Origin of the sequence: Amycolatopsis thermoflava N1165, assembly GCF_000473265.1 — a bacterium.
GTDB lineage: Bacteria > Actinomycetota > Actinomycetes > Mycobacteriales > Pseudonocardiaceae > Amycolatopsis_E > Amycolatopsis_E thermoflava.
On sequence record NZ_KI421511.1, the window covers coordinates 5788541 to 5812213 of the forward strand.

The 23673-nt window shown below is 71.4% G+C and carries 21 protein-coding genes; 5 read left to right on the forward strand and 16 right to left on the reverse strand.

The features are described 5' to 3' along the window. Positions 1–85 precede the first annotated feature (85 nt). Positions 86–1333 (reverse strand): MFS transporter, encoded by a 1248-nt coding sequence (locus AMYTH_RS0128500; protein ID WP_027933121.1) that lies wholly within the window; start codon positions 1331–1333, stop codon positions 86–88. Beyond that, positions 1330–2604 (reverse strand): GH1 family beta-glucosidase, encoded by a 1275-nt coding sequence (locus AMYTH_RS0128505; protein WP_027933122.1) that lies wholly within the window; start codon positions 2602–2604, stop codon positions 1330–1332. Before AMYTH_RS0128505 ends, AMYTH_RS0128500 begins: the two co-directional genes overlap by 4 nt. Positions 2605–2725: 121 nt before the next feature. Between AMYTH_RS0128505 and AMYTH_RS0128510 the strand changes: the two genes are divergently transcribed. After that, a complete protein-coding gene (locus tag AMYTH_RS0128510) occupies positions 2726–3352 on the forward strand; it encodes a TetR/AcrR family transcriptional regulator (RefSeq protein WP_027933123.1) in 627 nt (208 codons plus the stop codon). Between the two features lie 88 nt (positions 3353–3440). Here AMYTH_RS0128510 and AMYTH_RS0128515 read toward each other — a convergent pair whose 3' ends face one another. Then, complete coding sequence (locus AMYTH_RS0128515) at positions 3441–4349, reverse strand: SDR family oxidoreductase (RefSeq protein ID WP_027933124.1); 909 nt, start codon at positions 4347–4349, stop codon at positions 3441–3443. Positions 4350–4433: 84 nt separating this feature from the next. Between AMYTH_RS0128515 and AMYTH_RS0128520 the strand changes: the two genes are divergently transcribed. Then, positions 4434–5006 (forward strand): TetR/AcrR family transcriptional regulator, encoded by a 573-nt coding sequence (locus AMYTH_RS0128520; RefSeq protein WP_027933125.1) that lies wholly within the window; start codon positions 4434–4436, stop codon positions 5004–5006. Between the two features lie 32 nt (positions 5007–5038). Here the strand turns inward: AMYTH_RS0128520 and AMYTH_RS0128525 are convergent, their stop codons facing one another. After that, positions 5039–6226, reverse strand: a complete 1188-nt coding sequence (locus tag AMYTH_RS0128525) for an amino acid deaminase/aldolase (protein WP_027933126.1) — start codon at positions 6224–6226, stop codon at positions 5039–5041. Positions 6227–6311: 85 nt separating this feature from the next. On the opposite strand from AMYTH_RS0128525, the gene AMYTH_RS0128530 reads away from it, so the two are divergent. After that, the gene (locus tag AMYTH_RS0128530) at positions 6312–7619 is read left to right on the forward strand and encodes a D-arabinono-1,4-lactone oxidase (protein WP_027933127.1); all 1308 of its coding nucleotides are present in this window, start codon (positions 6312–6314) and stop codon (positions 7617–7619) included. 208 nt (positions 7620–7827) lie between these two features. Here AMYTH_RS0128530 and AMYTH_RS0128535 read toward each other — a convergent pair whose 3' ends face one another. From AMYTH_RS0128535 to AMYTH_RS45865, 3 genes are all read right to left on the reverse strand, one after another. Next, a complete protein-coding gene (locus tag AMYTH_RS0128535) occupies positions 7828–8478 on the reverse strand; it encodes an SDR family oxidoreductase (protein WP_027933128.1) in 651 nt (216 codons plus the stop codon). Between the two features lie 21 nt (positions 8479–8499). Next, complete coding sequence (locus AMYTH_RS0128540) at positions 8500–9135, reverse strand: hypothetical protein (protein WP_027933129.1); 636 nt, start codon at positions 9133–9135, stop codon at positions 8500–8502. 277 nt (positions 9136–9412) lie between these two features. Beyond that, positions 9413–11158, reverse strand: a complete 1746-nt coding sequence (locus tag AMYTH_RS45865) for a protein kinase domain-containing protein (RefSeq protein WP_051362847.1) — start codon at positions 11156–11158, stop codon at positions 9413–9415. Between the two features lie 98 nt (positions 11159–11256). Here AMYTH_RS45865 and AMYTH_RS0128550 point away from each other — a divergent pair, with 98 nt between their 5' ends. Then, complete coding sequence (locus tag AMYTH_RS0128550) at positions 11257–12327, forward strand: HpcH/HpaI aldolase/citrate lyase family protein (protein WP_017986040.1); 1071 nt, start codon at positions 11257–11259, stop codon at positions 12325–12327. After that, positions 12324–13193, forward strand: coding sequence for an HpcH/HpaI aldolase/citrate lyase family protein (locus tag AMYTH_RS0128555; RefSeq protein ID WP_037322744.1), 870 nt, complete (start codon positions 12324–12326; stop codon positions 13191–13193). Before AMYTH_RS0128550 ends, AMYTH_RS0128555 begins: the two co-directional genes overlap by 4 nt. Positions 13194–13507: 314 nt before the next feature. On the opposite strand, the gene AMYTH_RS0128560 is transcribed toward AMYTH_RS0128555, so the two are convergent. The 9 genes from AMYTH_RS0128560 to AMYTH_RS0128600 are packed head-to-tail and all read right to left on the reverse strand — an operon-like array spanning position 13508 to position 23612. Further along, entirely contained in the window at positions 13508–15223 is a 1716-nt protein-coding gene (locus tag AMYTH_RS0128560; protein WP_027933131.1) for a hypothetical protein, read from the reverse strand. 30 nt (positions 15224–15253) lie between these two features. Beyond that, positions 15254–16630, reverse strand: coding sequence for an amidase (locus tag AMYTH_RS0128565; protein WP_027933132.1), 1377 nt, complete (start codon positions 16628–16630; stop codon positions 15254–15256). Positions 16631–16640: 10 nt separating this feature from the next. Beyond that, positions 16641–17405, reverse strand: a complete 765-nt coding sequence (locus AMYTH_RS0128570) for an SDR family NAD(P)-dependent oxidoreductase (protein WP_027933133.1) — start codon at positions 17403–17405, stop codon at positions 16641–16643. Continuing rightward, positions 17402–18841, reverse strand: coding sequence for an aldehyde dehydrogenase family protein (locus AMYTH_RS0128575; RefSeq protein ID WP_027933134.1), 1440 nt, complete (start codon positions 18839–18841; stop codon positions 17402–17404). The genes AMYTH_RS0128570 and AMYTH_RS0128575 overlap by 4 nt, the downstream gene beginning before the upstream one ends. Further along, positions 18841–19605: an ABC transporter ATP-binding protein gene (locus tag AMYTH_RS0128580; RefSeq protein ID WP_027933135.1), complete on the reverse strand. Its 765-nt coding sequence runs from the start codon at positions 19603–19605 to the stop codon at positions 18841–18843. The genes AMYTH_RS0128575 and AMYTH_RS0128580 overlap by 1 nt, the downstream gene beginning before the upstream one ends. Continuing rightward, entirely contained in the window at positions 19602–20372 is a 771-nt protein-coding gene (locus AMYTH_RS0128585; protein WP_027933136.1) for an ABC transporter ATP-binding protein, read from the reverse strand. The genes AMYTH_RS0128580 and AMYTH_RS0128585 overlap by 4 nt, the downstream gene beginning before the upstream one ends. Continuing rightward, entirely contained in the window at positions 20369–21187 is an 819-nt protein-coding gene (locus AMYTH_RS0128590) for an ABC transporter permease (RefSeq protein ID WP_027933137.1), read from the reverse strand. The genes AMYTH_RS0128585 and AMYTH_RS0128590 overlap by 4 nt, the downstream gene beginning before the upstream one ends. Beyond that, positions 21184–22131, reverse strand: coding sequence for an ABC transporter permease (locus AMYTH_RS0128595; protein WP_027933138.1), 948 nt, complete (start codon positions 22129–22131; stop codon positions 21184–21186). The genes AMYTH_RS0128590 and AMYTH_RS0128595 overlap by 4 nt, the downstream gene beginning before the upstream one ends. Next, the gene (locus AMYTH_RS0128600; protein ID WP_027933139.1) at positions 22131–23612 is read right to left on the reverse strand and encodes an ABC transporter substrate-binding protein; all 1482 of its coding nucleotides are present in this window, start codon (positions 23610–23612) and stop codon (positions 22131–22133) included. The genes AMYTH_RS0128595 and AMYTH_RS0128600 overlap by 1 nt, the downstream gene beginning before the upstream one ends. Positions 23613–23673 lie beyond the last annotated feature (61 nt).

The window sequence follows — 23673 nt, forward strand, 5'->3', positions numbered from 1 at the left end:
CCTCCCCCGACCGGCACCGGCCCGCGGGCCCAAAGGTACGGAGCTGAAGGGCTCCTCCGAACCCCGGAGGAGCCCTTCGGTGATTTCAGCGCACCGAGCGGACGCGGAGGACGAACGCCCCGGCCGCGAGCGTCGCGACCGCCGAAGCGGCGAACAGTCCCGGGTAGCCGCCCAGTTCGGCCAGGATCACGGTGGCGGAGACCGGCGCGATCACCTGCGGCAGCGCGTTCGCGATGTTGATGACGCCCAGGTCCTTGGCGCGGTCCTGCGCGGCGGGCAGCACCTCGGTGAGGATGGCCAGCGCCACCGCCCAGTACGCGCCGAAGCCGACCCCGAGCAGCGGGGACGCCGCCAGCGCTGCGGGCCAGGTCTGCCACAGCACCAGCACCACCGCCGCCGCGGCCATCACCACCACCGCGCCCAGCACGAACGGCTTGCGGCGGCCGGTCCGGTCGGACAGCGGGCCGACCACGAGGCCGCCGATCACCAGCGCGACGCCGTAGAGACCCATCATGATCAGCAGCCCGGTGTCCGGGTCCGGGTGGTGCACCGCGTCCTTGAGGAAGAACAGCAGGAAGAACGTGCCCAGCGCGTTGCCGAGGTTGATCAGGAAGTGGCAGCCCCAGGCCCACGCGAAGTCCGGGTGCCGCCGCGGCGAAACCCACAGCTCGCGCAGGACCGCGCGGAAACCGGTCGCCGGGCGCCAGTCCCGGGGCAGGGCGATGTCCCTGGTGCGCAGCACGAACGCCGCCGCACCGAGCACCACGACCGCGGCGCAGGCGAGGTAGCCGCCGGGCAGGCTGGTGACCAGGACCGTCACCAGCACGGCGCCGAGGACCGTGCCGAGCATCTGGCTGATGCCGACGAGGCCGCCGATCCGCGCCCGCTGGCCGACCGGGACCCGGTCCGGCACCGCCGAGGTGAGCGTGGCGAGCATGCCGCCGAGCCCGGCCTGCACCAGGCACCAACCGACGACCATGACCGCCACGTTCGGCGCCAGCGCCAGCACCACCAAGCCGAGCGCGCCGCACAGCGCGCCCGCGAGCGTCCACGGGTGCCGCCGCCCGAACCGCGAGCGCGTGCGGTCCGAGGCCAGCCCGACCAGCGGGTTGGTGAGCAGCGCGACCACCGCGCCGACCCCGGTGACGATGCCGAACACCAGCTCCTTGTCCGCGGCGTCCAGGTGCTCGGCCTGTTCCGGCAGCAGCACCTGGATCGGGGCGTAGATCCCCAGCCATAGCCCGATGTTCGCGCCGAAGAGCAGGCTGACCCAGCCGGCCCGGACCGGGACGTCGGGCTCGGCGAGCGCGTCGGGCGTCCGCGTTCCGGTCATGCGCGCACCAGCTTCCGGTACCAGGAGAAGGAGTCCTTGGGAGTCCGGCGCTGCGTTTCGTAGTCGACGTGCACCAGGCCGAACCGCGGCGCGTACCCCTTGGACCATTCGAAATTGTCGAGCAACGACCAAACGAAATACCCACGGACTTCAACTCCCGCCGTTATCGCGGCGGCGACGGACCGCAGGTGCGCGTCCAGGAAGTCGATGCGCTCCTGATCGTGGACGCCGTCGAAGCTCGCACCGTTCTCGGTCAGGTAGATCGGCGGCAGCTTCTCGCCGTAGCGGTCGCGCAGGCCGACCAGCAGCTCGTGCAGCGCGGCCGGCACGATCGGGGAGTCGTTGGTGGTGCGCGGAAAACCCTCGATCGGGCGAAGTTCGAACGGCAGCGGATTGCCCTCGCCGGGCGCCGCCGCGCCCTGCGGCTCGTAATAGTTGACGCCGTAGAAATCCAGCGGTTGACCGATGTTCACCAGGTCATCGGCGTATCCGGCGGGAAGGTGCGGTTCGATTTCCGCGGGATAAGCGCCGAGCAGCACCGGGTCCGAAAAGGCTCTGTTGAGCAATGCGTCCAGTCGGCGCGCCGCGTCATGATCGGCTTCGGCGTTTGAAGTGGGCCAAACTGGACAATGATGGTTGGCGGTGCCGATGTTCGAGGCACCCGCGGCCCGCAGAGCCTGGACCGCGAGGCCGTGGGCGAGGTGTTGGTGGTGTGCGGTGGGGAGGGCGTCCAAGAGCAGTGTCCGTCCGGGCGCGTACTCACCGATCGCGTACCCGAACACCGTCGTCACCATCGGCTCGTTGAGGGGGATCCACATCCGCACGCGATCAGCGAAGCGCTCGCCGAGGACCGAGGCGTACTCGGCGAACCGGTACGCCGTCTCCCGGTTCAGCCAGCCGCCGTCGTCCTCCAGCGGTTGCGGGGTGTCCCAGTGGTAGACCGTCGCCACCGGCGCGATGTCCGCTTCGCAGAGCGCGTCGATCAGCCGGTCGTAGAAGGCAAGGCCCGCCGCGTTCGGCGCGCCGGACCCCGTCGGCTGGATCCGCGGCCAGGCGAAGGAGAAGCGGTAGGCGCCGACACCCAGCTCGGTCAGCAGCGCGACGTCCTCCGGCCAGCGGTGGTAGTGGTCGCAGGCGACGTCGGCCTGCCCGGGGGCGAAGGTGTCCCACACCGACGGTCCGCGCCCGTCTTCGCTGGTGGCGCCCTCGATCTGGAAGGCCGAAGTGGACACGCCCCACAGGAAGCCGGGCGGGAAGGCGAGGTTCTCCACGAGCGACGTCCCTTCATCGGGGCTAACGTGAAAAGTTCTCAAATGCTAGCCCTTCCCTCGACCGGGGGGAAGCGGTCCGGCGCGCTAAAGTCCCTGTTCAGAGCACCAGAAGGAGCACAACGTGTCGGAGACCCAGGCGACGACGACCCCGCTTCGCCGGCAGCCCGTCCAGCAGCGCAGCGCGAAGCGGGTCGAGCAGATGCTGGACGCGAGCGCCGAGCTCATCGACGAGGTCGGTTATGACGCGTTGACCACCACCCTGATCGCGAAGCGCGCCGGGGTCGCCGTCGGGTCGCTGTACCAGTTCTTCCCCGACAAGCGGGCGGTCGTGCGGGCGCTGACGCAACGCAACCTCGACCGGTTCGTGCAGGCCGTGAGCGAGCGGCTGAGCCGCGAGGACCCGCGGCACTGGTGGGACGTCGTCGACTCGGTGCTGGACATCTACCTGGAGATGCACCGGACCGTGCCGGGCTTCTCGAAGGTGCACTTCGGCGACGTGGTGGACCGGCAGCTGCTCGACGACAGCCGGGACAACAACCGGGTCATCGCGGACTCGCTCGCCGACCTCGTCGGGAAGTACATCGACCTGAACACGCCACGCCTGTCGCTGGCGATGACGGTCGCCATCGAGGCCGCGGACGGGCTGCTGAAGCTGGCCTTCCACCGCGACCCCGAGGGCGACGCGGAAATCGTGGGCGAGACCAAGCACCTCATCAAGCAGTACTTGGCCTCGCGCCTCGGCGAATAGGAACGTGTCAGCGCGGCTTGCGGGGCGGTGCGGGTAGCGGTGCGAGCTGCCTGCATGGCGCAAGCGGCTGCGCCGCGTACCAGAGCGGTCAGCCCTCTTCGAAGTAGTGGCCCGCGTCGAGGTCGGCGAGCAGGCCGGGGTGCTCCGGCTTCCAGTCCAGCAGCCGCTGGGTGCGCTCGCTGGACGCCGCGTTGTCCATCGCCGCGAAGCGGGCCAGGAAGCCGAAGTGCTCCTCCGCCTGCTCGGCCGGGATGCTCTCCGTCGGCAACCCCAGGTGGCGGCCGATGGCCTCGGCGATCTGCCGGAACGGGACGCCCTCGTCCCCCACGGCGTGCAACCGCGAACCGGCCGGGGCCTTCTCCAGCGCCAGGCGGTAGAGCCGCGCGGCGTCCAGCGTGTGCACGGCGGGCCAGCGGTTGACGCCGTCGCCGAGGTAGCCGGACCGGCCCGCCTTCCGCGCGGCGGCGATCAGGACCGGGACGAAACCGTGCTTGTCCAGTGAGCTGTGCACGGTCGGCGGGAGCCGGACCACCGACGACCGGATCCCGCGGTCGGCGAACCCGATGAGCTCGTTCTCCGCGTCGATCCGATAGCCGCCGGGCATCACGTCCTCCTCGGTGGCGGCCCGGTCCAGCCCGAGCTCGGCGACCATCCCGGTACCCGAGGTCCCGACCAGCGGCTTGCCGGTGCCGGCCAGCACCTCGCCGAACGCCCGCACGACGGCCAGGTCGGTGTCGCCCGCGGTCGCGAAGTCCCCGGCGGTCATGGCCTCGTGGTCGAAGGCGAGGTGGATGACGCCATCCGCCTCGGCCGCCGCCTCCCGCAGGCCGTCCAGGTCCCGCAGGTCGCCCCGCCGCACCTGCGCGCCGGCGGCGGACAGCTTCGCGGCCGAGGCCTCCGACCGCGCCAGGCCGACCACCTCGTGACCAGCCGAAAGCAGCTCCGGGACGACCGCCGAACCGACGTGCCCGGACGCGCCCGTGACGAAAACCCGCATGGAATCCTCCTCAGTGATGTCACTTGGTGACATCAGCAACGATAGCACCGCATGACACTTGGTGTCATCACCTAGACTGGGCCCATGGTCAGGTGGGAGCCCAACGCGCCTGAGCGGCTGTCGCGCGCCGCGCTGGAGCTGTTCACCGAGCGGGGGTACGACAACACGACGGTCGCGGAGATCGCGGAGCGCACCGGGCTGACGAAGCGGACCTTCTTCCGGCACTTCGCCGACAAGCGCGAGGTGCTGTTCGGCGGTCAGGACGCGCTGGTCAAGGTTCTCGCGGAGGCGATCACCGCCGTGCCCGATCCGGTCGAACCGCTGGCGGCGATCGGCGCGGCTCTCGAAGCCACCGCGGTGTTCTTCGGGCCGGAGCGGCTGAAGTGGGCGCAGGAACGGCAGGCCGTCATCGACGCCAACCCCGAGCTGCAGGAGCGCGAGCTGCTCAAGCTCGCCACGCTCACCACCGCCTTCCGGGACGCCCTGCGGGAACGCGGCGTGCCGGAACCCGGCGCGAGCCTCGCCGCCGAGATCGGGAACCTCGCCTTCCGGACCGCGTTCACCCGCTGGATCGACCCGGCCAACCAGCTGGACTTCGCCGAACTGACCCGGCGGACGCTCGACGAACTGCGACAGGCGGCGGCGACGCTCGCCTGAGTTGTCCACAGGGTTGTGGACATGTGGACAAGTCAGCCGAAGTTCTGGTGTTCGCCCCGGTAGGTGGGCACGGTGCGCTCCACCCGGCCGTCCACCACGATGTGGTAGGCGTCGAACCGCTCGGCGAGTTCGCCCGCCTTCGCGTGCCGCATCCACACCCGGTCGCCGACCCGGAGATCGCGGGTCGCCTTGCCGGTGACGGGGGTCTGCACCTCGCCGGCGCCTTCGAACGGCAGCAGCCGCAACCCTTCCGGCAGGTAGGGGGACGGCAGCCGGCTCGCCGAAGCCGGGCCGGAGGCGACGAAACCGCCGGAGTAGAGCGTGGCGATGTGGCGCGACGGCTTGTGCACGACCGGGAGCGCGAACAACACCGCGGGCTGCGGGTGGAAGCGGGTGTAGCCGTCGAACAGGGTCGAGCCGATCAGCCCGGACCCGGCCGCGACCTCGGTGACCACCCGGTCGGCCCGGGTCAGCTCGATGCTGCCGCTGCCGCCGCCGTTGACGAACTCCAGGTCGGCGACCTCCCGCACCGCCTCCACCGCGGCCGTGCGACGGCGGGACAGCTCGGCCGACGACCGGCGCTGCATCCAGCGCACGACGAGGTCGTTGAGGCGGCTGCCGGTGGCGTCGCCGAGCCCGGCGATCTGGCCCTCGTAGGCCATCAGCCCGGTCAGGCGGAAGCCTTGGCGTGCCACGATCTTCCGCGCCAGCGCCGCGGCCTGCTTCGCGGTGAAGACCGGCGAGCGGCGGGTCCCGACGTGCACGAACGGCAGCGGGCGCCAGGACGCGTCGAGTTCCAGGCACACCCGGATCTCCGGGTGGTCGTGGCCCAGCGCGGCGTCCACAAGGTCCAGGTGCTCGGCCGAGTCGACCACGATCGTGATCGCGGTGCGGGCCCGCTCGTCGGCCGCGAGTGCGCGCAGCGCGCCGAAATCGGCGGTGGGGTAGGCGACCAGGATGTCGTCGCACGTGCCCAGGCGGGCGTGCCACAGGGCTTCGGCCAGCGAGTAGCACATCAGCCCGGCGAACCCGGGCGTCGCGAGCGCGCGCTCGATCAGATAGCGGCAGCGCACGGACTTGCTGACCAGGCGGATCGGCAGGCCCGCGGCGCGCTCGACCAGATCGGCGGCGTTGGCGTCGAACGCGGCCAGGTCGACGACGGCGAGCGGCGGATCGAGATCCTTCGTCGCCGTGTCGTACGTGGTCGCGGAGCTCGTCATGCTAGGACCGTACGTCAGAACGACTTGAAACGCGAATACCTTTCACTTACGGTTTCGTCACTCGACACGGACGGGTGAGCACTTCATGAGCCGGTGGCACAACTGGGCGGGGACCGCGAGCGCGGACCCGCAGCGCATCCACACGCCGCGCAGCGCGGCCGAGATCGCCGAGGTCGTCACCGGCGTCGCGGTGAACGGCCGCCGCGTCCGCGCGTGGGGCAGCGGGCACTCGTTCACGCCGATCGCGGTGGCCGACTCGGACGCGATCGACCTCCGCGGCTGGACCGGGATCGCCGCGGTCGACGCCGGGAACCACCGCGTCACGGTGCGGTCGGGCACCACGATCCGGCAGCTCAACGCCGAGCTGGACGGACTGGGCCTGGCGCTGACCAACCTCGGGGACATCGACGCGCAGACGATCGCGGGCGCCGTGTCGACCGGCACGCACGGCACCGGCGCGCGGCTCGGCGGGCTGGCCACGCAGATCGTGCAGCTGGAACTGGTGCTCGCCGACGGCTCGGTGGTCACGTGCTCGGCCGACCGGCAGCCGGACCTGTTCGCCGCGGCCCGCGTCGGGCTCGGCGCGCTCGGCGTGATCACGCACGTGACGCTGCAATGCGAGCCCGCGTTCGCGCTCGCCGCGCAGGAACGGCCGGAGCCGCTGGAGCAGGTGCTGGAGGGGTTCGACACCTTCGCCGCCGAGAACGACCACTTCGAGTTCTACTGGTTTCCGTACGGGAAGAACGCGCTGGTCAAGCGCAACAACCGGCTACCCGCGGGCGAGACGCCGCGGCCGTTGAGCCGGGCCCGCGAGTTCCTCGACTACGAGATCATGGAGAACGTCGCGTTCGGCACGCTGTGCCGCATCGGCCGGGCGGTGCCGCGACTGGTCCAGCCGCTCGGCCGGTTCGCGTCGGCGGCGTTGTCGGCACGCGAGTACTCGGACACCTCGCACCGGGTTTTCGTGACCCACCGCGGGGTGCGGTTCGTGGAGTCGGAGTACGCCGTTCCACGTGAATCACTGCAGGAGGTCCTGCGCGAACTGCGGGCGCTGTTGCCGCGGCTGGAGAACCCGGTGGCGTTCCCGGTGGAGGTGCGCGTCGCGGCGGCGGACGACATCTGGCTGTCCACGGCGCAGGGCCGCGACTCCGCCTACATCGCCGTGCACCAGTTCGTCGGCATGCCCTACCGCGAGTACTTCGCCGGCTTCGAGTCGATCGTCGGGGCCGTCGGCGGACGTCCGCACTGGGGCAAGATGCACACCCTGGACGCCGCCGCGCTGCGCGAGCGCTACCCGCACTTCGACGACTTCGTGAAGGTGGCGCAACGCTGCGACCCCGCCGGGGTATTCCGGAACTCCTATGTGGACCGCGTGCTTGGCCCGTTGCCCTAGGCAGCGCGTCAGTCGTGCCAGTAGCGGCGAATCCACAGTGGATCGCCCGGCGGTTGCGGCCCGAACTCGGCGAGCAGGGGCGAGTTCGACCGCGACGTCGATGGCCTGTACCACCGGGGCGGCTTCCGGCTGGTTAAGCAGCCGGACCGCGGCGGCGGCAGGCCACGTCCGCGGGCCAGTCCGCGATCTCGGTGCTCTCCTGAATCATCTACAAACGAGTGATCGCCTCGTCGACGGGTGTGTTGCCGGTCACCAGTTCCAGCGTGCGGCGGAACGAGCGGGGCTCCTCGAAGAGCGCGACCAGCACCGCGGCGACGTCCTCGCGCGGGATTTCGCCGTAGTCGACTTTGTCGGCCAGGTGGACCTCGCCGATCGCGGGCTCGTCGGTGAGGCGGCCGGGGCGCAGGATGGTCCAGTCCAGGTCGCGTGCGCGCAGGTCCTCCTCGGCCGCCTTCTTCGCGCGCAGGTACGCCGCGAACACCTCGTCGGTGCCGGGGCGGGCCGGGCGGTCGACGCCGATCGAGCCGATCTGGATGTGCCGCCGGACGCCGGCGCGCTCGGCGGCGTCGGCGAACAGCCGCGCGGCGCCGAGGTCCACCGTCTCCTTGCGGGCCGCGCCGCTGCCGGGGCCCGCGCCCGCGGCGAAGACCGCAACATCCGCGCCCTTCAGCACGTCGGCGACCTCGTCGACCGCGGCGGACTCCAGGTCGAGCACGACCGGCTCGGCGCTGAGGTCGCGCAGGGCGGGGGCCTGCTCGACGTTGCGGATGATGCCAACGGCCTCGTCCCCGGTGCCGGCCAGCAGCCGCTCCAGGTGACGCGCGATCTTCCCGTGCCCTCCGGCGATGACGACTCGCATGGGACCGACTCTAGGCCGGGGTCAGGCCACCGGCAGGTCGTAGGAGGCGAGGAGCTGTTCGTAGACCATCTCGTTGATCCAGCGGGACACGGCGTCCTCGGGGAGGAGGATGCGCTCGCGGCGCACGTCGATGTCCAGGTCGACCCGGGCGTCCTCGTCGGCGGTGACCACGCCGACGCCGTAGGAACGGGCGCGCGGCAGGCAGTTGTCCAGGTAGTCGCGGCTCAGCACGGCCGACGTCGGCAGCACCACGGCCGCCTCGCCGTAGCGGCTGAACGGCACGGCGGACGCCATTCCGGTGCGCCAGTGCCGGGCGACCGCGAGGACGCCGACGATCTCCGCGGCCGGGGCCGGGGCGGTCGGCGCGAACTCCGGCCACGTCCAGGTGGCGACGGTCGCGCGGTCGGTCACCGGGGCGACGCCCATCGCGATCCGCTCGGCGTGGGTGGCGGTGCGCAGCTTGGCGACGACGCACACGCGGCGGCCGAGCATCGTGACCTCGGGGAGCACGACGCCGTGCCAGCCCAGCTGGGCGGCGGCGTCGCGGGCCAGCACGCTGACGCTGGCGGGCAACTCGACGGGCGGCACCACGCGGGTGGGGAACGATCGTCCGCCGGCCACCACCGAGTTTCCGGTGTGCCCTGGTGTAACCGCCACGATCCGCCTCCTCTTACCGCTGATTCCCTACCCGCACCTCGTGAAAAGAGGCACATGGAAAGAGGTACCAGGGGTGGGCCGGTTGATCGGTGGACAACGGGAGCGCCTGCGATCGGCGGCGCTCAACGGTCGGTGACCGGTCGATGAGCGGTATCGGGACTTCAGCCCGACACTGCTTCCGAATGGGTGACGGACCGCTGAACGACCCGACGCCCAGCGTTTCCGTACCGCCGAACGGAGCAATTCCATTCGCGTTCCACTGTGGACAACGTATGGATCAGGGCAGGAGTTCCCGGCCCAGCGGTGTCATCAGGTCGGCGACCTCCGAGTAGGGAACCACGACCTCGTGGTACCCGCACGCCATCGGATAATTCCGCGCGTCGGTGGCGAGCCAGAACACCACTCCGTCGGGCCGGAATCCCAGCTGGAGCGCGGGCGCGTCGAGGATCCCCCACGGCCGCAGGTCCTGCGGCGCGAGCGGGGTGCGCTCGCCGAACGGTTCGCCGCCGTCGCAGTAGCCGCCCGGTGAGCGGGCGAGGATCCGCGACTCCAGCGCGCTCATCGCGTTCTGGTCGGCCGCGATTCCGTCGAAGACGTCCCCGGCCGTGAACACCTGCCCGGTCGACAGGTCGACATTCAGCCAGAGGATGGCGTAGCCGCCGTGGTTGCCGAACTGGCTCGACTCCACCGTCAGGTCGTACCGCACGGACACGATCCGCTCGTCCTGCCTGCCGATGGTGACCTTGTTCTCGATCACCGGGTCCTCCGTCGGGTCGACGATCCCGGAGCGGACGTAGGCGGTGAAGTCGTCGAGCGGTTTCGCGAGCGCGGCGTTGATCCGGTCCTGCAGCGCGGGGTCCCGCATCCCGCTCACCGCGGCGTACTGCGCGTCGACGTGGAACCCGGCGCCCGGTTCGGTGCGGGTCAGCAGGTTCACCTGGACCGCCGCCTGCTGCTCGGCGGGTGGCGCGGCGGCGACCGGCGGGAGGGTTTCGCCGTTGCCGATCACCGCGATCGTGCCGATCACCGCGCCGACGCCGACCGCGACGGCGACCAGCGTGGCGCCGATCTTCGCGCCGAGACCGATGCCGGTGCCGACCGCCGCCAGCCCGCCCGCCGCGGCTCCCGGCGCGGCCGCGGTCCCGGCGCCGAGCAGCGCCAGCGGCGACAACGCCAGCAACGCCCCGGCCCGCTGGGCCAGCCTGCCCAGGCCGCGCTGCTCCCAGTCCGGGCCGTACCCGGCGACCGCGGCGGTCTCCAGTTCGGCGACGAACTCGGCCGCCGCGGACGGCCGCCGGTCCGCCTCCTTCGCCATGCCGCGCGCGATCAGCCCGCGCACCGGCTCCGGCACCGCATCGAGCGGCACCGGCGCGTTCTCGTGCAGGTCCCGGAGCTCGTCGGTGGTCGCGCCCTCGTACGGCTGCCGCCCGGCGATGCTCTGGAAGAACACGCAGGTCGCCGCGTACACGTCGGTCGCCGGGGTGGCGGGCCCGCCGCGCCACTGCTCGGGCGCCATGTACGCCGGGGTGCCCGCGGGCACGCCGGGCCGCCCGGCCAGCACGGCGATGCCGAAGTCGACCAGTTTGCTCTCCCGGCCCGGCCCGACCAGCACGTTCGCCGGTTTGTAGTCGCGGTGCACGACCCCGGCGCGGTGCGCGTCGGCCAGCCCGAGCAGCGAGCCCTTCAGCACCGCGAGCGCCGACTCGGGCGGCAGCACGCCGTCGTGGCCGAGGACCTCGCGCAGCGAGACGCCGTGGATGGCCTCCATCACGATCGCGGCGCCGTGCGGGCTCTCGTGGAACTCGTAGAGCCGGGCGACGTGCGGCGACTGGATGCGGCTCAGCAGCTGCGCCTCGTGCCGGAACGCGGCCAGCCGCGCCGGGTCGCCGAGATGCTTCCCGAACAGGTACTTGATCGCCACCGGGGTGCCGGAGGGGTCGTGCCTGGCCAGCACGACCTCGCCGAACCCGCCTTCGCCCAGCAACCCGACTTCGGTGAAGCCCGGCACCGCCCAGTTCCGCATCCGCACCTCACTCCGAGGTGAGTTTCGCCGCAGCGGTTCCCCTGGTTTCGTGGTTAGGGTTACTCGTCGGTTACAACGGCCGTGCCAAGGGAGGACGGATGCGCTCGCCGAAGGACTTCTTCGCGCCCCTTGCCGTGGGGGCGCCCGACCCCGTCCGCGAGATCCCCGCGCTGCCGTCGCGGATGATCCACTTCTTCGACCCCAGCAACGCGAAGATGGCGGCGAAGGTCCCCGACCTGGCCAAGAAGGTCGACGTGCTGCTCGGCAACCTCGAGGACGCGGTGCGCGCGGACCGCAAGGAGGCCGCGCGCCAGGGCCTGGTGGAGATCGCGAAGGCCACCGACTTCGGCTCGACGCAGCTGTGGACGCGGATCAACAGCCTCGACTCGCCTTGGGTGCTGGACGACCTGATCACGCTGGTCACCGAGATCGGCGACAAGCTCGACGTGATCATGGTGCCGAAGGTCGAGGGCGCCCAGGACATCCACTACGTCGACCGGTTGCTGGCGCAGCTGGAAGCGCGGGCCGGTCTGCGCAGGCCGCTGCTGGTGCACGCGATTCTGGAGACCGCGAGCGGGGTCGCGAACGTCGAGGAGATCGCCGGCGCGAGCCCGCGCATGCAGGGCATTTCGCTTGGCCCGGCGGACCTCGCCGCGAGCCGCCGCATGAAGACGACGCGCGTCGGCGGCGGGCACCCCGGCTACCTGGTGCGGACCGACCCGGTCGGCGAGGACTTGCACGAAGGCCGCACCACCTACCAGCAGGACCTGTGGCACTACACGGTCGCGCGGATGGTCGACGCGTGCGCGATGCACGGGATCCTGCCGTACTACGGGCCGTTCGGGGACATCCGGGACGTGGTGGCCTGCGAGGACCAGTTCCGCAACGCGTTCCTGCTCGGCTGTGTCGGCACCTGGACGTTGCACCCGGTGCAGGTGGACATCGCGAAGCGGGTGTTCTCGCCGGAGCCGAAGGACGTCGCGTGGGCGCGGAAGGTGATCGCGGCGATGGGCGACGGCACCGGCGCGGTCATGATCGACGGGAAGATGCAGGACGACGCCTCGGTCAAGCAGTGCCGGGTGGTCGCGGAGCTGGCGGACAAGCTGGCCGAGCGCGATCCGGAGCTGAAGCAGGCGTACGACGAGGCGACGAAGGAAGCGCTGGCATGAGTGGAGTGAAGCCGCGGCGTTCGGTGCTGTACATGCCGGGCGCGAACGAGCGGGCGCTGGAGAAGGCGAAGACGCTGCCCGCGGACGCGCTGATCCTGGACCTGGAGGACGCGGTCGCCCCGGACGCGAAGGAGGCGGCGCGGGAGCGGGTGTGCGCGGCGGCGGCCTCCGGCGCCTACGGCAGCCGCGAGGTGACCATCCGGGTCAACGGACTGGACACCGAATGGCACGACGCGGACCTCCGGGCGGCAGCCCAGGCCGGCCCGGCCGCGGTGGTCGTGCCGAAGGTCAACTCGGCGGCCGAGGTGCACAACATCGAACGCGCGCTGGAGCTCGGCGGGGCGCCCGATTCGACGAAGATCTGGGCGATGGTCGAGACCCCGGTCGCGATGCTGCACGCGGAGGAGATCGCTGCGGCGAGCGACCGTCTGACGGTGCTGGTGATGGGCACCAACGACCTGGCCAAGGAGCTGCACGCGGAGTTCGTCCCCGGCCGGGCCCCGCTCCTGGGTGGCTTGTCGCTGTGCCTGCTCGCCGCGAGGGCGACGGGCAAGGTCATCCTGGACGGCGTCTACAACGACGTGAAGGACCTGGCCGGCTTCGAGGCGGAGTGCCTGCAGGGACGCCAGTTCGGGTTCGACGGCAAGACCCTCATTCATCCGGGGCAGATCGAGCCGTGCAACCGGGTGTTCGCACCGTCGGACGACGAGGTCGCCCAGGCGCGGAAGATCATCGCCGCGTTCGACGAGGCGAAGGCCGAGGGACGCGGTGTGGTGACCGTGGACGGGCGGATGATCGAGAACCTGCACGTGGAGAACGCGCAGCGGATCCTGGCACTGGCCGAGGCGATCGCCGGAAAGAGCTAGGAAAGCTTTAGCCAACAAGAAAACCGGCACCCGGCAACGAAAGAAGACCCACTACGCCCCAGACCTCCCCCGCCCCCGATCCACAGCCGATCTTTAGTCGCCGACCAGCGGGGTCAAGGTACTCTTTCCCGCCTTGACGCCGCTGCTCGGCGACTGAAACAAAATCAGGCATCGGGGGCGGGGGTGGTCGAAAGGTGACCTTCCGGCGCCGTGAGGCGCTTTCCGCGCGAAGGCGCGGGTTGCGGCCCTGGCTCAAGGTGATCGCGCCGATGTCAGGCGACGGGATGACCACCCAGCTACCTTGGTTTGTTTGTTCAAAACGGTTCGTCGTGGAGCCAGTCCAGTGCTTTGCGCGCCGCATTCGACACGGCGCGGTCGGGGTGTGCCACGACGACCGATTCGAGCACTTCCCGCGCGCTCGGGTGGCCGCAGATCGTCGCTCCTGCCAGGAACAGCAGTTGGTCCGGTCGGGGTTGTGAGGCGAAGTCGGCGAGGGCCTTTTCCCGGCCTTCCGTCCGGATGTCCGCCGCCAGTAGGTCCACCTTGCTGTACGTGCGCTCGCGGCCGGCGACCTCGCTGCGGTCGATCAGGCCCGCGTCGAACAGCCACGTCGTCGCGGCTGGGCCGGCTGCCGAGTGGTCCCGCAGTGCGGCGATCGCCGCGACGCCGTCGCCGCCGAGGCGCGCCAGCAGGCGGAACGTCAGCATCAGGTGCTCGAAGTCGTCCGTCCGGCGGGCCAGCGCCGACAGCTCGGCGATCGCGCGTTCCGGGTCCCGCGCGCGCAGCCACGTCGCCGAGCCCTCGTCGAGCACCTGCGCGTCCAGCGGCGCCAGGCGTGCGAACAGGACCTCCGCCGTCTCGGTCGCGAGGTCGTCCACCGTCAGCACCGGCTCGCCCTCGGCGACCCGCAGTTCGTAGGCCGCCTGCACGCCGAGCGGCAGCAGCTGCACGACCTGCCGCTCCTCCTCGGGCACCTCGTCGAGGTAGTCCACCCCGGCGAAGTCCAGCAGGTCCTCGACGTGCTCCTCGCCCGCGGGGAAGATCTCCACCAGCCCGTATTCGGCCAGCCGGTGCACCACCCGCAGGATCGTGCCGCCGTCGCCGCCCAGCATCTCCACCAGCATCGGGATGGTGGCAGGCTCCGAAGCCAGCTCGGTGACCATCTCGGCCGCGACCGGGTTGCCCAGGATCGACGCCACCGCCGCCCGCCACAGCTCGACCGGGTCGGCCAGCCGCCGCGCCGCCTTCTTCACCGGCACCAGCCGTCCGCGGTAGACCCGCACCACCCCGGCCCGCTTGGCCATCGCGACGAACTCGGCGGGCGCGCTGATCTCCGCCAGGTCCCGGCCGTCGCCGATCCACTCGACGAACCGGCGCAGCTGCGGCACCACCGCCGTGACCTCGGCCTCCGCCGCCAGCCGGTCGGGCGACGCGAGCGGGAACACCGGGGACGGCGCGGCCGCCTCCGCGTCCGGGTCGCCCTGGTAGTGGCGGTAGGCCAGGTCGTGCAGCAACGTCTGGTCGACCTCGACCTCACCCCGCCGCACCCGGTCGATGAACGCCTGCGCGGCGACCTCGTTCAGCGGGTCGATGCCGTGCTCGGCCATCGCGACGGCCCAGAACTTGGCCAGCCCGAAGTTCGACGGCTCGTTCATCGCCGTGTCGAACCGGTCGGCGATCGCGGTCAGATAGCTGCGCAGCACGGCCGGTTGCTCGCTGCGCTCGTCCAGCAGGTCGGCGTCGTCGAAGAAGTCCATCAGCGCCTCGACCGTGGACAGCACGGCCGAGGAGTGCGGGTCGAGCAGCACGACCTTGCGCGGGAACCACACCAGCAGCGCGTTGCGGAGGATGTCACGCGTCCAGCGGCCGAGCAGGCCGTCCCGTTCGAAGCGGAAGTCCAGCATCGCCCCGGCGACCACCGGGTCCACCACCCGTTGCCGCATCTGCGACCAGGCGTCCAGCTCGACGAGCAGCCGCTGCCGGGCGTCGATGAACTCTTCCTCGTCCGCTCCGGTGTACACCATCCGCATGGGTCCGATCGTCCCCCAGATGGCGCGTCTTCACACCCCCGGCGACCGCTGCGGGCCGCGAATTCCTTCGAATGCTGCAGCCAGCTGCAGCACACCGAGGTCGTCGAAGCGCCGTCCGGCGATCTGCAGCCCGACCGGCTGTCCCCCACTCGTATAACCGCAGTTCAACGACACAGCGGGCTGGCCGGACATGTTGTAGGGCACGGTGAACGCGATGTGCTCGAACGGCCGCTCCGGGTCGTTCGTCGGCGACGCCCACTCCGCGGGCGGAGCGGAAACCGGGCAGGTCGGCGACAGGACGAAGTCGTACGGCTCACCGGCACGCAGCGCGGCGACGCTGATCGCGTCCATCTGGGCGAACCCGCGGTACGCCGCGACACCGGAAACCTCCGCGCCGCCCTGCGCCCAGGCGGCGATGTACGGCAGCACCAGCGCCTGCCGTTCCGGTGGCAGCGCGCTGATGTCGCACCACGCCCGCACGCGCCAGAAGTCGTCGAGCCCGTCCAGCATTTCCCTGGTCAGGAAGGGTTCGACCGGTTTGACGATCGCGCCGGCCGCCTCGAACCGGCGGGCCGCGTCGAGCACCGCGGCCCGCACGTCGTCCTCGACCGGCAGCCCGACCCCGGCGTCCAGCTGCAGGCCCAGGCGCAGTCCGGTGACGTCGAGTTCCAATTGTGACCAGGCGATTTCCGCCGGGGGCAGGCTCAGGTGGTCCCGGCTGTCCGGCGCGGACACCACACCCATCAGCAACGCCGCGTCCGCCACCGTGCGCGTCAGGGGCCCGGCGACCCGGCCGGGGAACGGCGGGTGCACCGGCACCCGCCCGAAGCTCGGCTTGAGACCGACCAGCCCGCACCACCCGGCGGGCAGCCGGATCGAGCCGCCGATGTCGGTGCCGACGTGCAGCGGCCCATACCGGGCGGCGGCCGCGGCGGCGGCGCCCGCGCTCGACCCGCCGGGCGTCCGCGAGAGGTCCCACGGGTTGCGGCTCGCGGTGTGGAAGCTGGACAACCCCGAGGTCAGCATCCCGTAGTCGGGCATCGTGGTCTTGCCGAGCAGCACCGCACCGGCCTCGCGGACGCGGGCGGCGGCGGGCGCGTCAGCCGGGGCCGGGACCAGTTCGGTGGCCGCGGTGCCCAGCGGCACCGGCGTGCCCTTGGTCGCGATGTTCTCCTTCAACGTGAGCGGCACGCCGTCGAGCGGCCCCGCCTCCCCCGCGAGCCACCGCTGTTCGGACGCCTTGGCCGCGTCCCGCGCCTGCGATGGGTCGTACGCGTAGAGCGCGTGCAGGGACGGTTCCAGCGCGTCGATGCGGGTCAGCACCGCCTCGGTGACCTCGACCGGGGACAACGTCCCGGCGCGGTAGGCGGCGAGCAGTTCGGTCGCGGTCAGATCGGTCGGCTCCACGGGTCCCTCCTCATTCCGGCGGTGTGTAGCGGCCGTCCACCGCGGTCCAGCCGCCGTCGACGGCCAGCACCGCCCCGGTGACGAAGCTCGCGGCGTCGGAGGCCAGGTAGACGACGGCCCCGGCCAGCTCGGACGCCTTGGCCCAGCGGCCGAGCGCGCTCTTGCCCGCGTAGGCGGCGTACCAGTCGGGGCTGGCCTTGATCTGTTCGGTCAGCGGCGTTTCGACCACGCCGGGCGCGATCGCGTTGACCCGCACGCCGGACGGCCCGAACTCGGCTGCCGCGGTGCGGAACAGCTGGACGAGCCCCGCCTTGGTCGCCGCGTACGGCCCCTGACCCGGTTCGACGGTGGTGCCGCGGATCGAGGAGAACCCGATGATGCTGCCCCGCCCGCGCTCGACCATGCCGGCGCCGAAGGCCCGGACGACGTCGAAGGTCGCGCCGAGGTTGAGCGCGACGACCCGGTCGAACTCCTCGCGCCGGTAGTCGAGCAGGCGTTTGCGCACGTTGGTCGCCGCGGTCAGCACGACGACGTCGAGCGCGCCCAGCTCGCCCGCCGCCCGCTCGACCGCCGACGAGTCCAGCACGTCGATCTCGTAGGACTCGCCGCGGATCTCGCGCGCGGTCTCCGCCGCGGCGGCGGCGTTGCGGTCCGCGCAGATCACCTCCGCGCCGTGCGCGGCGAGGGCGAGCGCCGACTCGCGGCCGATGCCGCTGCCCGCGCCGAGCACCACGGCCCGCTTCCCGTCGAGCCGGAACAGCTTCTCGTAGTTCACGCCCTGATCACCGCCATCCGCGTCACGGTCAGCTCGTCGATCGCGAACCGCGGCCCCTCGCGCCCGATGCCGGAGTCCTTCACGCCGCCGTAGGGCATGGTGTCCGACCGGAACCCGGGCACCTCGTTCACCACGACACCGCCGACCTCCAGCTCGTCGAGCGCCCGCATCGCGGTGCGCAGCGAGCGGGTGAACACACTCGCGTGCAGCCCGTACCGCGAGTCGTTGACCTGCGTGAACGCCGTGTCCACGTCGGGCACCCTGCGCAGGCACACCACCGGCCCGAAGATCTCCTCGTCCCAGCAGTCCACGCCGTCCGGCACGTCGGTCAGCACGGTCGGCCGGATAATCCCGTCCACCGACTCGCCGCCCGCGGCCACCTGCGCGCCCGCGGCGACCGCCGCCGAGATCCAGTCGAGCACGCGACGGGTGGACCGTTCGTCGATCAGCGCCGACACCCGGGTCTTCTCGTCCCGCGGGTCGCCGGTGACGACCTCGGGCAGCCGGGCCAGCAGGCGTTCGGTGAACTCGTCCGCCACCGCGTCGACGACCAGCAGCCGCTGCACCGAGATGCACGCCTGCCCGGACGCGTAGAACCCGCCGCGCAGCACCGCGTCCACGGCCGCGTCGAGATCCGCGTCCTCGGCGACCACCAGCGCCGAGTTCGAGCCCAGTTCCAGCAGGGTCTTCCGCGGCGCCGCGTCCTTCGCGATGCGGTGCCCGACGGCAGCCGAGCCGGTGAACGACACCGCACCGATCCGCGGGTCGGTGACCAGCGCCGATCCGACCTCGGCGTCGCCGGTGACCAGCTGGACCATCGGCAGCGGCGCGCCGACGCCAGCCGCCGCCTCGCGCACGAGGTGCACCAGCCACAGCGTCGACAGCGGCGTCTGCGGCGCCGGCTTCACGATCACCGGACACCCGGCCGCGATGGCCGGCGCGATCTTGTGCGAGGCGAGCAGCAGCGGGTAGTTGAACCCGGCGATGCCGACGACCACGCCGATCGGCTTGCGCACCCAGAACCCGGTGAGCCCCTCGCCGGCAGGCAGCAGGTCCAGCGGCACGGTCTCGCCGTGCAGCCGCGCGACCTCCTCGGCCGCGGCCTGCCACGTCACCAGCGTCCGCGCGACCTCGACGCGGCAGTCGACGAGCGGCTTGCCGGTCTCCACGACCAGCAACCCCTCCAGCTCGTCGCGCCACTCCAGCAGCGACCGGTGCACGCCGAGCAGCACCTCGCGGCGCACGTGCGAGGGCAGCTTCGCCACCTCCCGCGCGACGAGCACCGCCTCGTTGACCGCGAGGTGCGCCAGGTCGGGCGTGCCGACCGGCGCCCGCGCGACCACGCAGCCGTCGTAGGGGAACCTGATCTCCGTCGTGTCCGGTGTGGACACCCAGTCGGACCCGATCGGCAGTCCGTCCGGATAGGGGTCGAACATCATCGTCCTCCCTGCAGCCTGGCCAGTTCCGCACGCAGGTTCGGGGCCGCCGCGACGAGCTCCCTCGTGTAGGGATGTCGCGGATCGCCGTAGACCTGTTCCACCGCGCCCAGCTCGACGAGCTCCCCGGAGCGCATCACGGCGACCGTGTCGCAGACCCGGCGTACCACGGCGAGGTCGTGCGAAACGAACACCAGCGTCAGCTCGAAGCGTTCGGTCAGCTCGGCGAGGAGGTCGAGGATCTGTTTGCGCACCGACACGTCCAGCGCGCTGACCGGCTCGTCCGCGATCAGCACCCGCGGGTGCGGCGCGAGCGCGCGGGCGATCGAGATCCGCTGCCGCTGCCCGCCGGAGAACTGGTGCGGGTAGCGGCTCGCCGCGTCCGGGGGCAGCCCGACCGCGGTCAGCAGCTCCGCGACGCGGTCCGGATCGCGGCGGCCCAGTGGCTCGGAAATGATGTCCCGCACGCGCATCCGCGGATCCAGCGAGCCCATCGGGTCCTGGAACACCACCTGCACCGCGCGGCGCAGGAACCCCAGCTTCCGCTCGGGCAGGCCGTCGATCCGCCTGCCGTCGAAGGAGACCTCGCCGGAGGTGGGCCGGTCCAGCCCGGCCAGCAGGCGCACCAGGGTGGACTTGCCGGAGCCGGATTCGCCGACGATGCCGAAGCGCTGCCCGGCCGCGACGGTGAACGACACCCCGCGCAGCGCGTGCACCTCGCGTGGCCGCCGGTAGTGGCGGTGGACGTCCCGCAGTTCGATCACGCCGCCTCCAGGTCCGACGCGGCCAACAGCTTCTTCGTGTAGTCGTGCCGCGGCCGGGTGAGGACGTCCGAAGTGGACCCTTCCTCGACGATCCGGCCCTCGAACATGACCAGCACCCGCGTGCACACCCGCGCCACCACCGCGAGATCGTGCGTGATGAACAGCAGCGCCGTCTCCCGTTCGGCGACCCCGGTCAGGATCAGGTCGAGAACCTGCGCCTGCACCGTAACGTCGAGCGCCGTGGTCGGTTCGTCGCAGATCAGCAGCGCCGGGTCGTTGGCCAGGGCGATCGCCAGCACCACCCGCTGCCGCTGGCCGCCGGAGAGCTGGTGCGGGTAGGCGCGGGCGAGCTGCTCCGGATCGGGCAGCTTCACCGCGTCCAGCAACGCCACCGCGGCCTCGTGGGCCGCCCGCCGGGACTTGCGGGTGTGCAGCCGGATCGCCTCGGCGACCTGGCGGCCGACGCGCATCAGCGGGTTCAGCGCGGTCATCGGCTCCTGGAACACCATCGCCAGGTCCCGCCCCCGCCGCCGCGACAGCTCGCGCTCGGGCGCGCCCAGCAGCTCGGTGCCGGTCAGCTTCGCCGAACCGCTCGCCCGCAACCCCTCCGGCAGCAGGCCCATCACCGCGGACGCGGTCAGCGACTTGCCGGACCCGGACTCGCCGATCAGCCCGACCCGCTCACCGGCGCCCACCGCGAACGACACCTCGCGCACCAGCGCATGCGCACCAGCGTGCACGGACAGTTCCGAAACTTCGAGGGTCATCGCCGCTCCAGCCGCGGGTCGAGGCGGTCACGCAGACCGTCGCCGAGCAGGTTGAACCCGAGCACCGCGATCGCGATCGCCAGACCCGGCACCAGCGCGAGCCGCGGCTGCACCGTCAGCAGTTCCTGGGACTCCTGCAGCATGCGCCCCCAGGACGGCGTCGGCGGCCGGGTGCCGAACCCGAGGAACGACAGCGCCGCCTCGGCCAGCACCGCGATGCCGAACGACACCGAGCACTGCACGATCACCAGCCCGCCGATGTTCGGCAGCACGTGCCGCCGCGCGATGAAGAACCGCGACCGGCCTGCCGAGCGCGCCGCGAGCACGTACTCGGTGCTCATCACCTGCAACGTGCCGGAGCGGGCCACCCGCGCGAACGACGGGATGGTCGCGACGCCGATCGCGATCATCGCGGTGACCGTGCTGGCGCCGTAGACGGCGCCGAGCATGATCGCGAGCAGCAGCGCCGGGAACGCGAGCACGAGGTCGTTGACCCGCATGACGAATTCGCCGAGCCACCGCATCGACATCCCGGCCAGGATGCCCAGCGGCGTGCCGACCAGCGCGGCGACGCCGACCGCGATCACGCCGACGTACAGCGTGGTGCGCGCGCCGACGAGGATCTGGCTGAACACGTCCCGGCCGAACTTGTCGGTGCCGAACCAGTGCTCGGCGCTCGGCCCGAGCAGCCGGGCGGTCGATTCGACCTTCAGCGGATCGTGCGGCGTCCACACGAACGACACCAGCGCCGCCAGCACCACGAGCCCGACCAGTACCGCGCCGGCGATCAACGCCGGCGATGTCCGCCCCTTCACCGCGCCGTCCTCAGCCGGGGGTCGATCACCACGTACAGCAGATCGACCACGAAGTTGACCACCAGCACCGCGACCACCAGCACGAGCACGATGCCCTGCACCGCCAGCAGGTCGCGCGCGGACACCGAGTCCAGCAGCATGCTGCCCAGACCGGGCAGCACGAACACCCGCTCCACCACGACCGCGCCGACCAGCAGTGTGGTCAGCTGGAGCCCGAGCACGGTCACCACCGGGACGGCGGCGTTGCGCATGCCGTGCCGCATCAACGCCGGGTACGGGCGCAGGCCTTTCGCCCGGGCGGTACGCAGGTAGTCCTGGCCGAGCGTGTCCAGCACGGCCGAGCGCACGTACCGGGTGAGCACTGCGCCCTGCACGAGACCGAGCGACAGGGCGGGCAGGATCAGGCCGCGCAGGAACTCGCCGGCGTCCTGGTTCGGTGGCGTCCACCCGCCGGACGGCAGCCACCGCAGCTGCACCGCGAACACCTGCACCAGCAGGATCCCGGCAAGGAACGCCGGCACCGCGACACCGAGCTGCGACAGGCCGGAGATGGCCGTGCCGCCGAAGCGCCGGTGCCACACCGCGGCCAGCGCGCCGAACGGCACCGCGAGCACGACCGCGACCAGCATCCCCGCGCCCACCAGCCACAACGTCACGCCCAGCCGGTCGACCAGCTGCGGCCCGATCGCCTCGCCGGTGACGTAGGAGCGGCCGAAATCGCCCTGCAGCACCCCGCCCATCCAGCTCAGGTACTGCTCGACCAGCGGCCGGTCGAGCCCGAAGTCGGCGCGGGTGCGGGCGAGCAGCTCCGGGGTGGCGTTGATGCCGAGCGCGACCTGCGCCGGATCGCCGGGCAGCACCGCCATGAACGCGAACACCACGATGGAGGCGACCAGCACGCTGACCACCAGGATCGCCACACGGCGCAGGATCGCTAGCGCCATCAGCCCAGCCCCGTCAGGTCGAAGGACTCGCTGACCTGGTTTGCGGCGAGCCCGGTCACCTTCTTCTTCGCCACCACGACGTTCGGGTACAGGAACAGCCAGTCGGCCGCCGCGTCCGCGGTGATGGTCCGGGCGGCCTCGCGCATGTTCGCGACCTGCTGCTCCGGCGTGCCCGCGTCCGCATCCGAGATGAGCTGCTTGACCCGCGGGTTGTCGTAGCCCCAGTAGTACTTGGGGTTGCCGAAGGTCGTGATGTCGCGGGCTTCGACGTGCTGGACGATCGAGGCGTCGAAGTCGTGGTCGGTGAAGACCTGCTTGAGCCACACGGCCGGGAAGTCCAGCGGCTCGATCGTGACGCGCACGCCGATGTCGGCCAGATCGGAGGCGACGACTTGCGCGGCGGCCGTCGCGTACGGCAGGTTCGCGACACGCAGCCGGATCGACAGGTTCGTCTGCCCCGCCTCGGCCAGCAGCGTCTTCGCCTGCACCGGGTCGTGCGGGTAGTAGCCGGCGAGGTCCTCGTACCAGGGATCGGTGGGCGGGACCATGCTGCCGAGCACCGTGCCGCGACCCGCCCACGCGGTGTCCAGCAAGGCCTTCCGGTCTATGGCCAGGGTGAGGGCGCGGCGGACGCGCACGTCGTTGAACGGGGCTTTCGCGCCGTTGAAGGAGAGCACGACCTCGCCGTTCGTGGTGCCCTGCAGGACGGTGAACCGGTTGTCGTTCTCGAACTGCGGGATCGAGTCCGGCGCGGTGATCTGCGCGATGACGTCGATGCCGTTGCTGAGCAGCGCGTTGTTCAACGCCGTCGGATCCTTGATGTACTTGAGGATCACGGTCCGGTAGACCGGTTTCCGGCCCCAGTAGGCCGGGTTGGCGGCCAGCACGATCGAGTCTCCGCGCCGCCGGGACTGCACCTCGTACGGCCCGGTGCCGACGGGCTTGCCCGCCAGGTCGGCGACCCCGGTGGGGCTGAAAATCGCGCCGACGCGGCCGGTCATGTCGAACAGCCAGCCGTTGCTGGGTTTCTTCAGCACCACGCGGGCGTGCAGCGGGTCGACCACCTCAACGTGGTCCACGACGTCCATCTTGGACTTGATGGAGATCGTCCAGTCGGTCTTGACGCGGTCGATGGAGAACTTCACGTCCTCGGCGGTGAACGGCGCGCCGTTGCTGAACGTCACGCCGGGCTGGAGCTGGAAGTCGTAGGTCCGCCTGTCCTCGCTCACCGTCCAGGACCGGGCGAGCAACGGCACGATCTTGCCGCTGCCGTCGAGCTTCACCAGGCCCTCGTAGACGTTGTAGAGCAGGGCCTGCGGGATGGCCGTGCCGTCGGTGCGGGTGAAGTCGAAGTTCGCCGGCTCGGCGGTGAACCCGACGGCGAGCGTGTCCGGGCCGGAGCTGACCGAGGCCGTGGATCCGGCGGAGCAGGCCGAGACCACCAGCAGGAGCGCCAGCGCCGCGGAAATTCGGACTTTCATCCTCACCCCGAGTCAGTATGCTGGTCCGACCAGTAGCCTAGGTTTGCACCACACGGGGTGA

Bases quoted from the DNA above. Each gene is read 5' to 3' on its own strand.
- AMYTH_RS0128535 (WP_027933128.1), bottom strand. From the start codon at position 8,478: ATGCGAGTCGTCATCGCCGGAGGGCACGGGAAGATCGCGCGTCACCTG.
- AMYTH_RS0128585 (WP_027933136.1), bottom strand. From the start codon at position 20,372: ATGACCCTCGAAGTTTCGGAACTGTCCGTGCACGCTGGTGCGCATGCG.
- AMYTH_RS0128515 (WP_027933124.1), bottom strand. From the start codon at position 4,349: ATGCGGGTTTTCGTCACGGGCGCGTCCGGGCACGTCGGTTCGGCGGTC.
- AMYTH_RS0128600 (WP_027933139.1), bottom strand. From the start codon at position 23,612: ATGAAAGTCCGAATTTCCGCGGCGCTGGCGCTCCTGCTGGTGGTCTCG.
- AMYTH_RS0128595 (WP_027933138.1), bottom strand. From the start codon at position 22,131: ATGGCGCTAGCGATCCTGCGCCGTGTGGCGATCCTGGTGGTCAGCGTG.
- AMYTH_RS0128525 (WP_027933126.1), bottom strand. From the start codon at position 6,226: ATGACGAGCTCCGCGACCACGTACGACACGGCGACGAAGGATCTCGAT.
- AMYTH_RS45865 (WP_051362847.1), bottom strand. From the start codon at position 11,158: ATGCGGAACTGGGCGGTGCCGGGCTTCACCGAAGTCGGGTTGCTGGGC.
- AMYTH_RS0128560 (WP_027933131.1), bottom strand. From the start codon at position 15,223: ATGCGGATGGTGTACACCGGAGCGGACGAGGAAGAGTTCATCGACGCC.
- AMYTH_RS0128575 (WP_027933134.1), bottom strand. From the start codon at position 18,841: ATGTTCGACCCCTATCCGGACGGACTGCCGATCGGGTCCGACTGGGTG.
- AMYTH_RS0128520 (WP_027933125.1), top strand. From the start codon at position 4,434: ATGGTCAGGTGGGAGCCCAACGCGCCTGAGCGGCTGTCGCGCGCCGCG.
- AMYTH_RS0128555 (WP_037322744.1), top strand. From the start codon at position 12,324: ATGAGTGGAGTGAAGCCGCGGCGTTCGGTGCTGTACATGCCGGGCGCG.
- AMYTH_RS0128550 (WP_017986040.1), top strand. From the start codon at position 11,257: ATGCGCTCGCCGAAGGACTTCTTCGCGCCCCTTGCCGTGGGGGCGCCC.
- AMYTH_RS0128530 (WP_027933127.1), top strand. From the start codon at position 6,312: ATGAGCCGGTGGCACAACTGGGCGGGGACCGCGAGCGCGGACCCGCAG.
- AMYTH_RS0128500 (WP_027933121.1), bottom strand. From the start codon at position 1,333: ATGACCGGAACGCGGACGCCCGACGCGCTCGCCGAGCCCGACGTCCCG.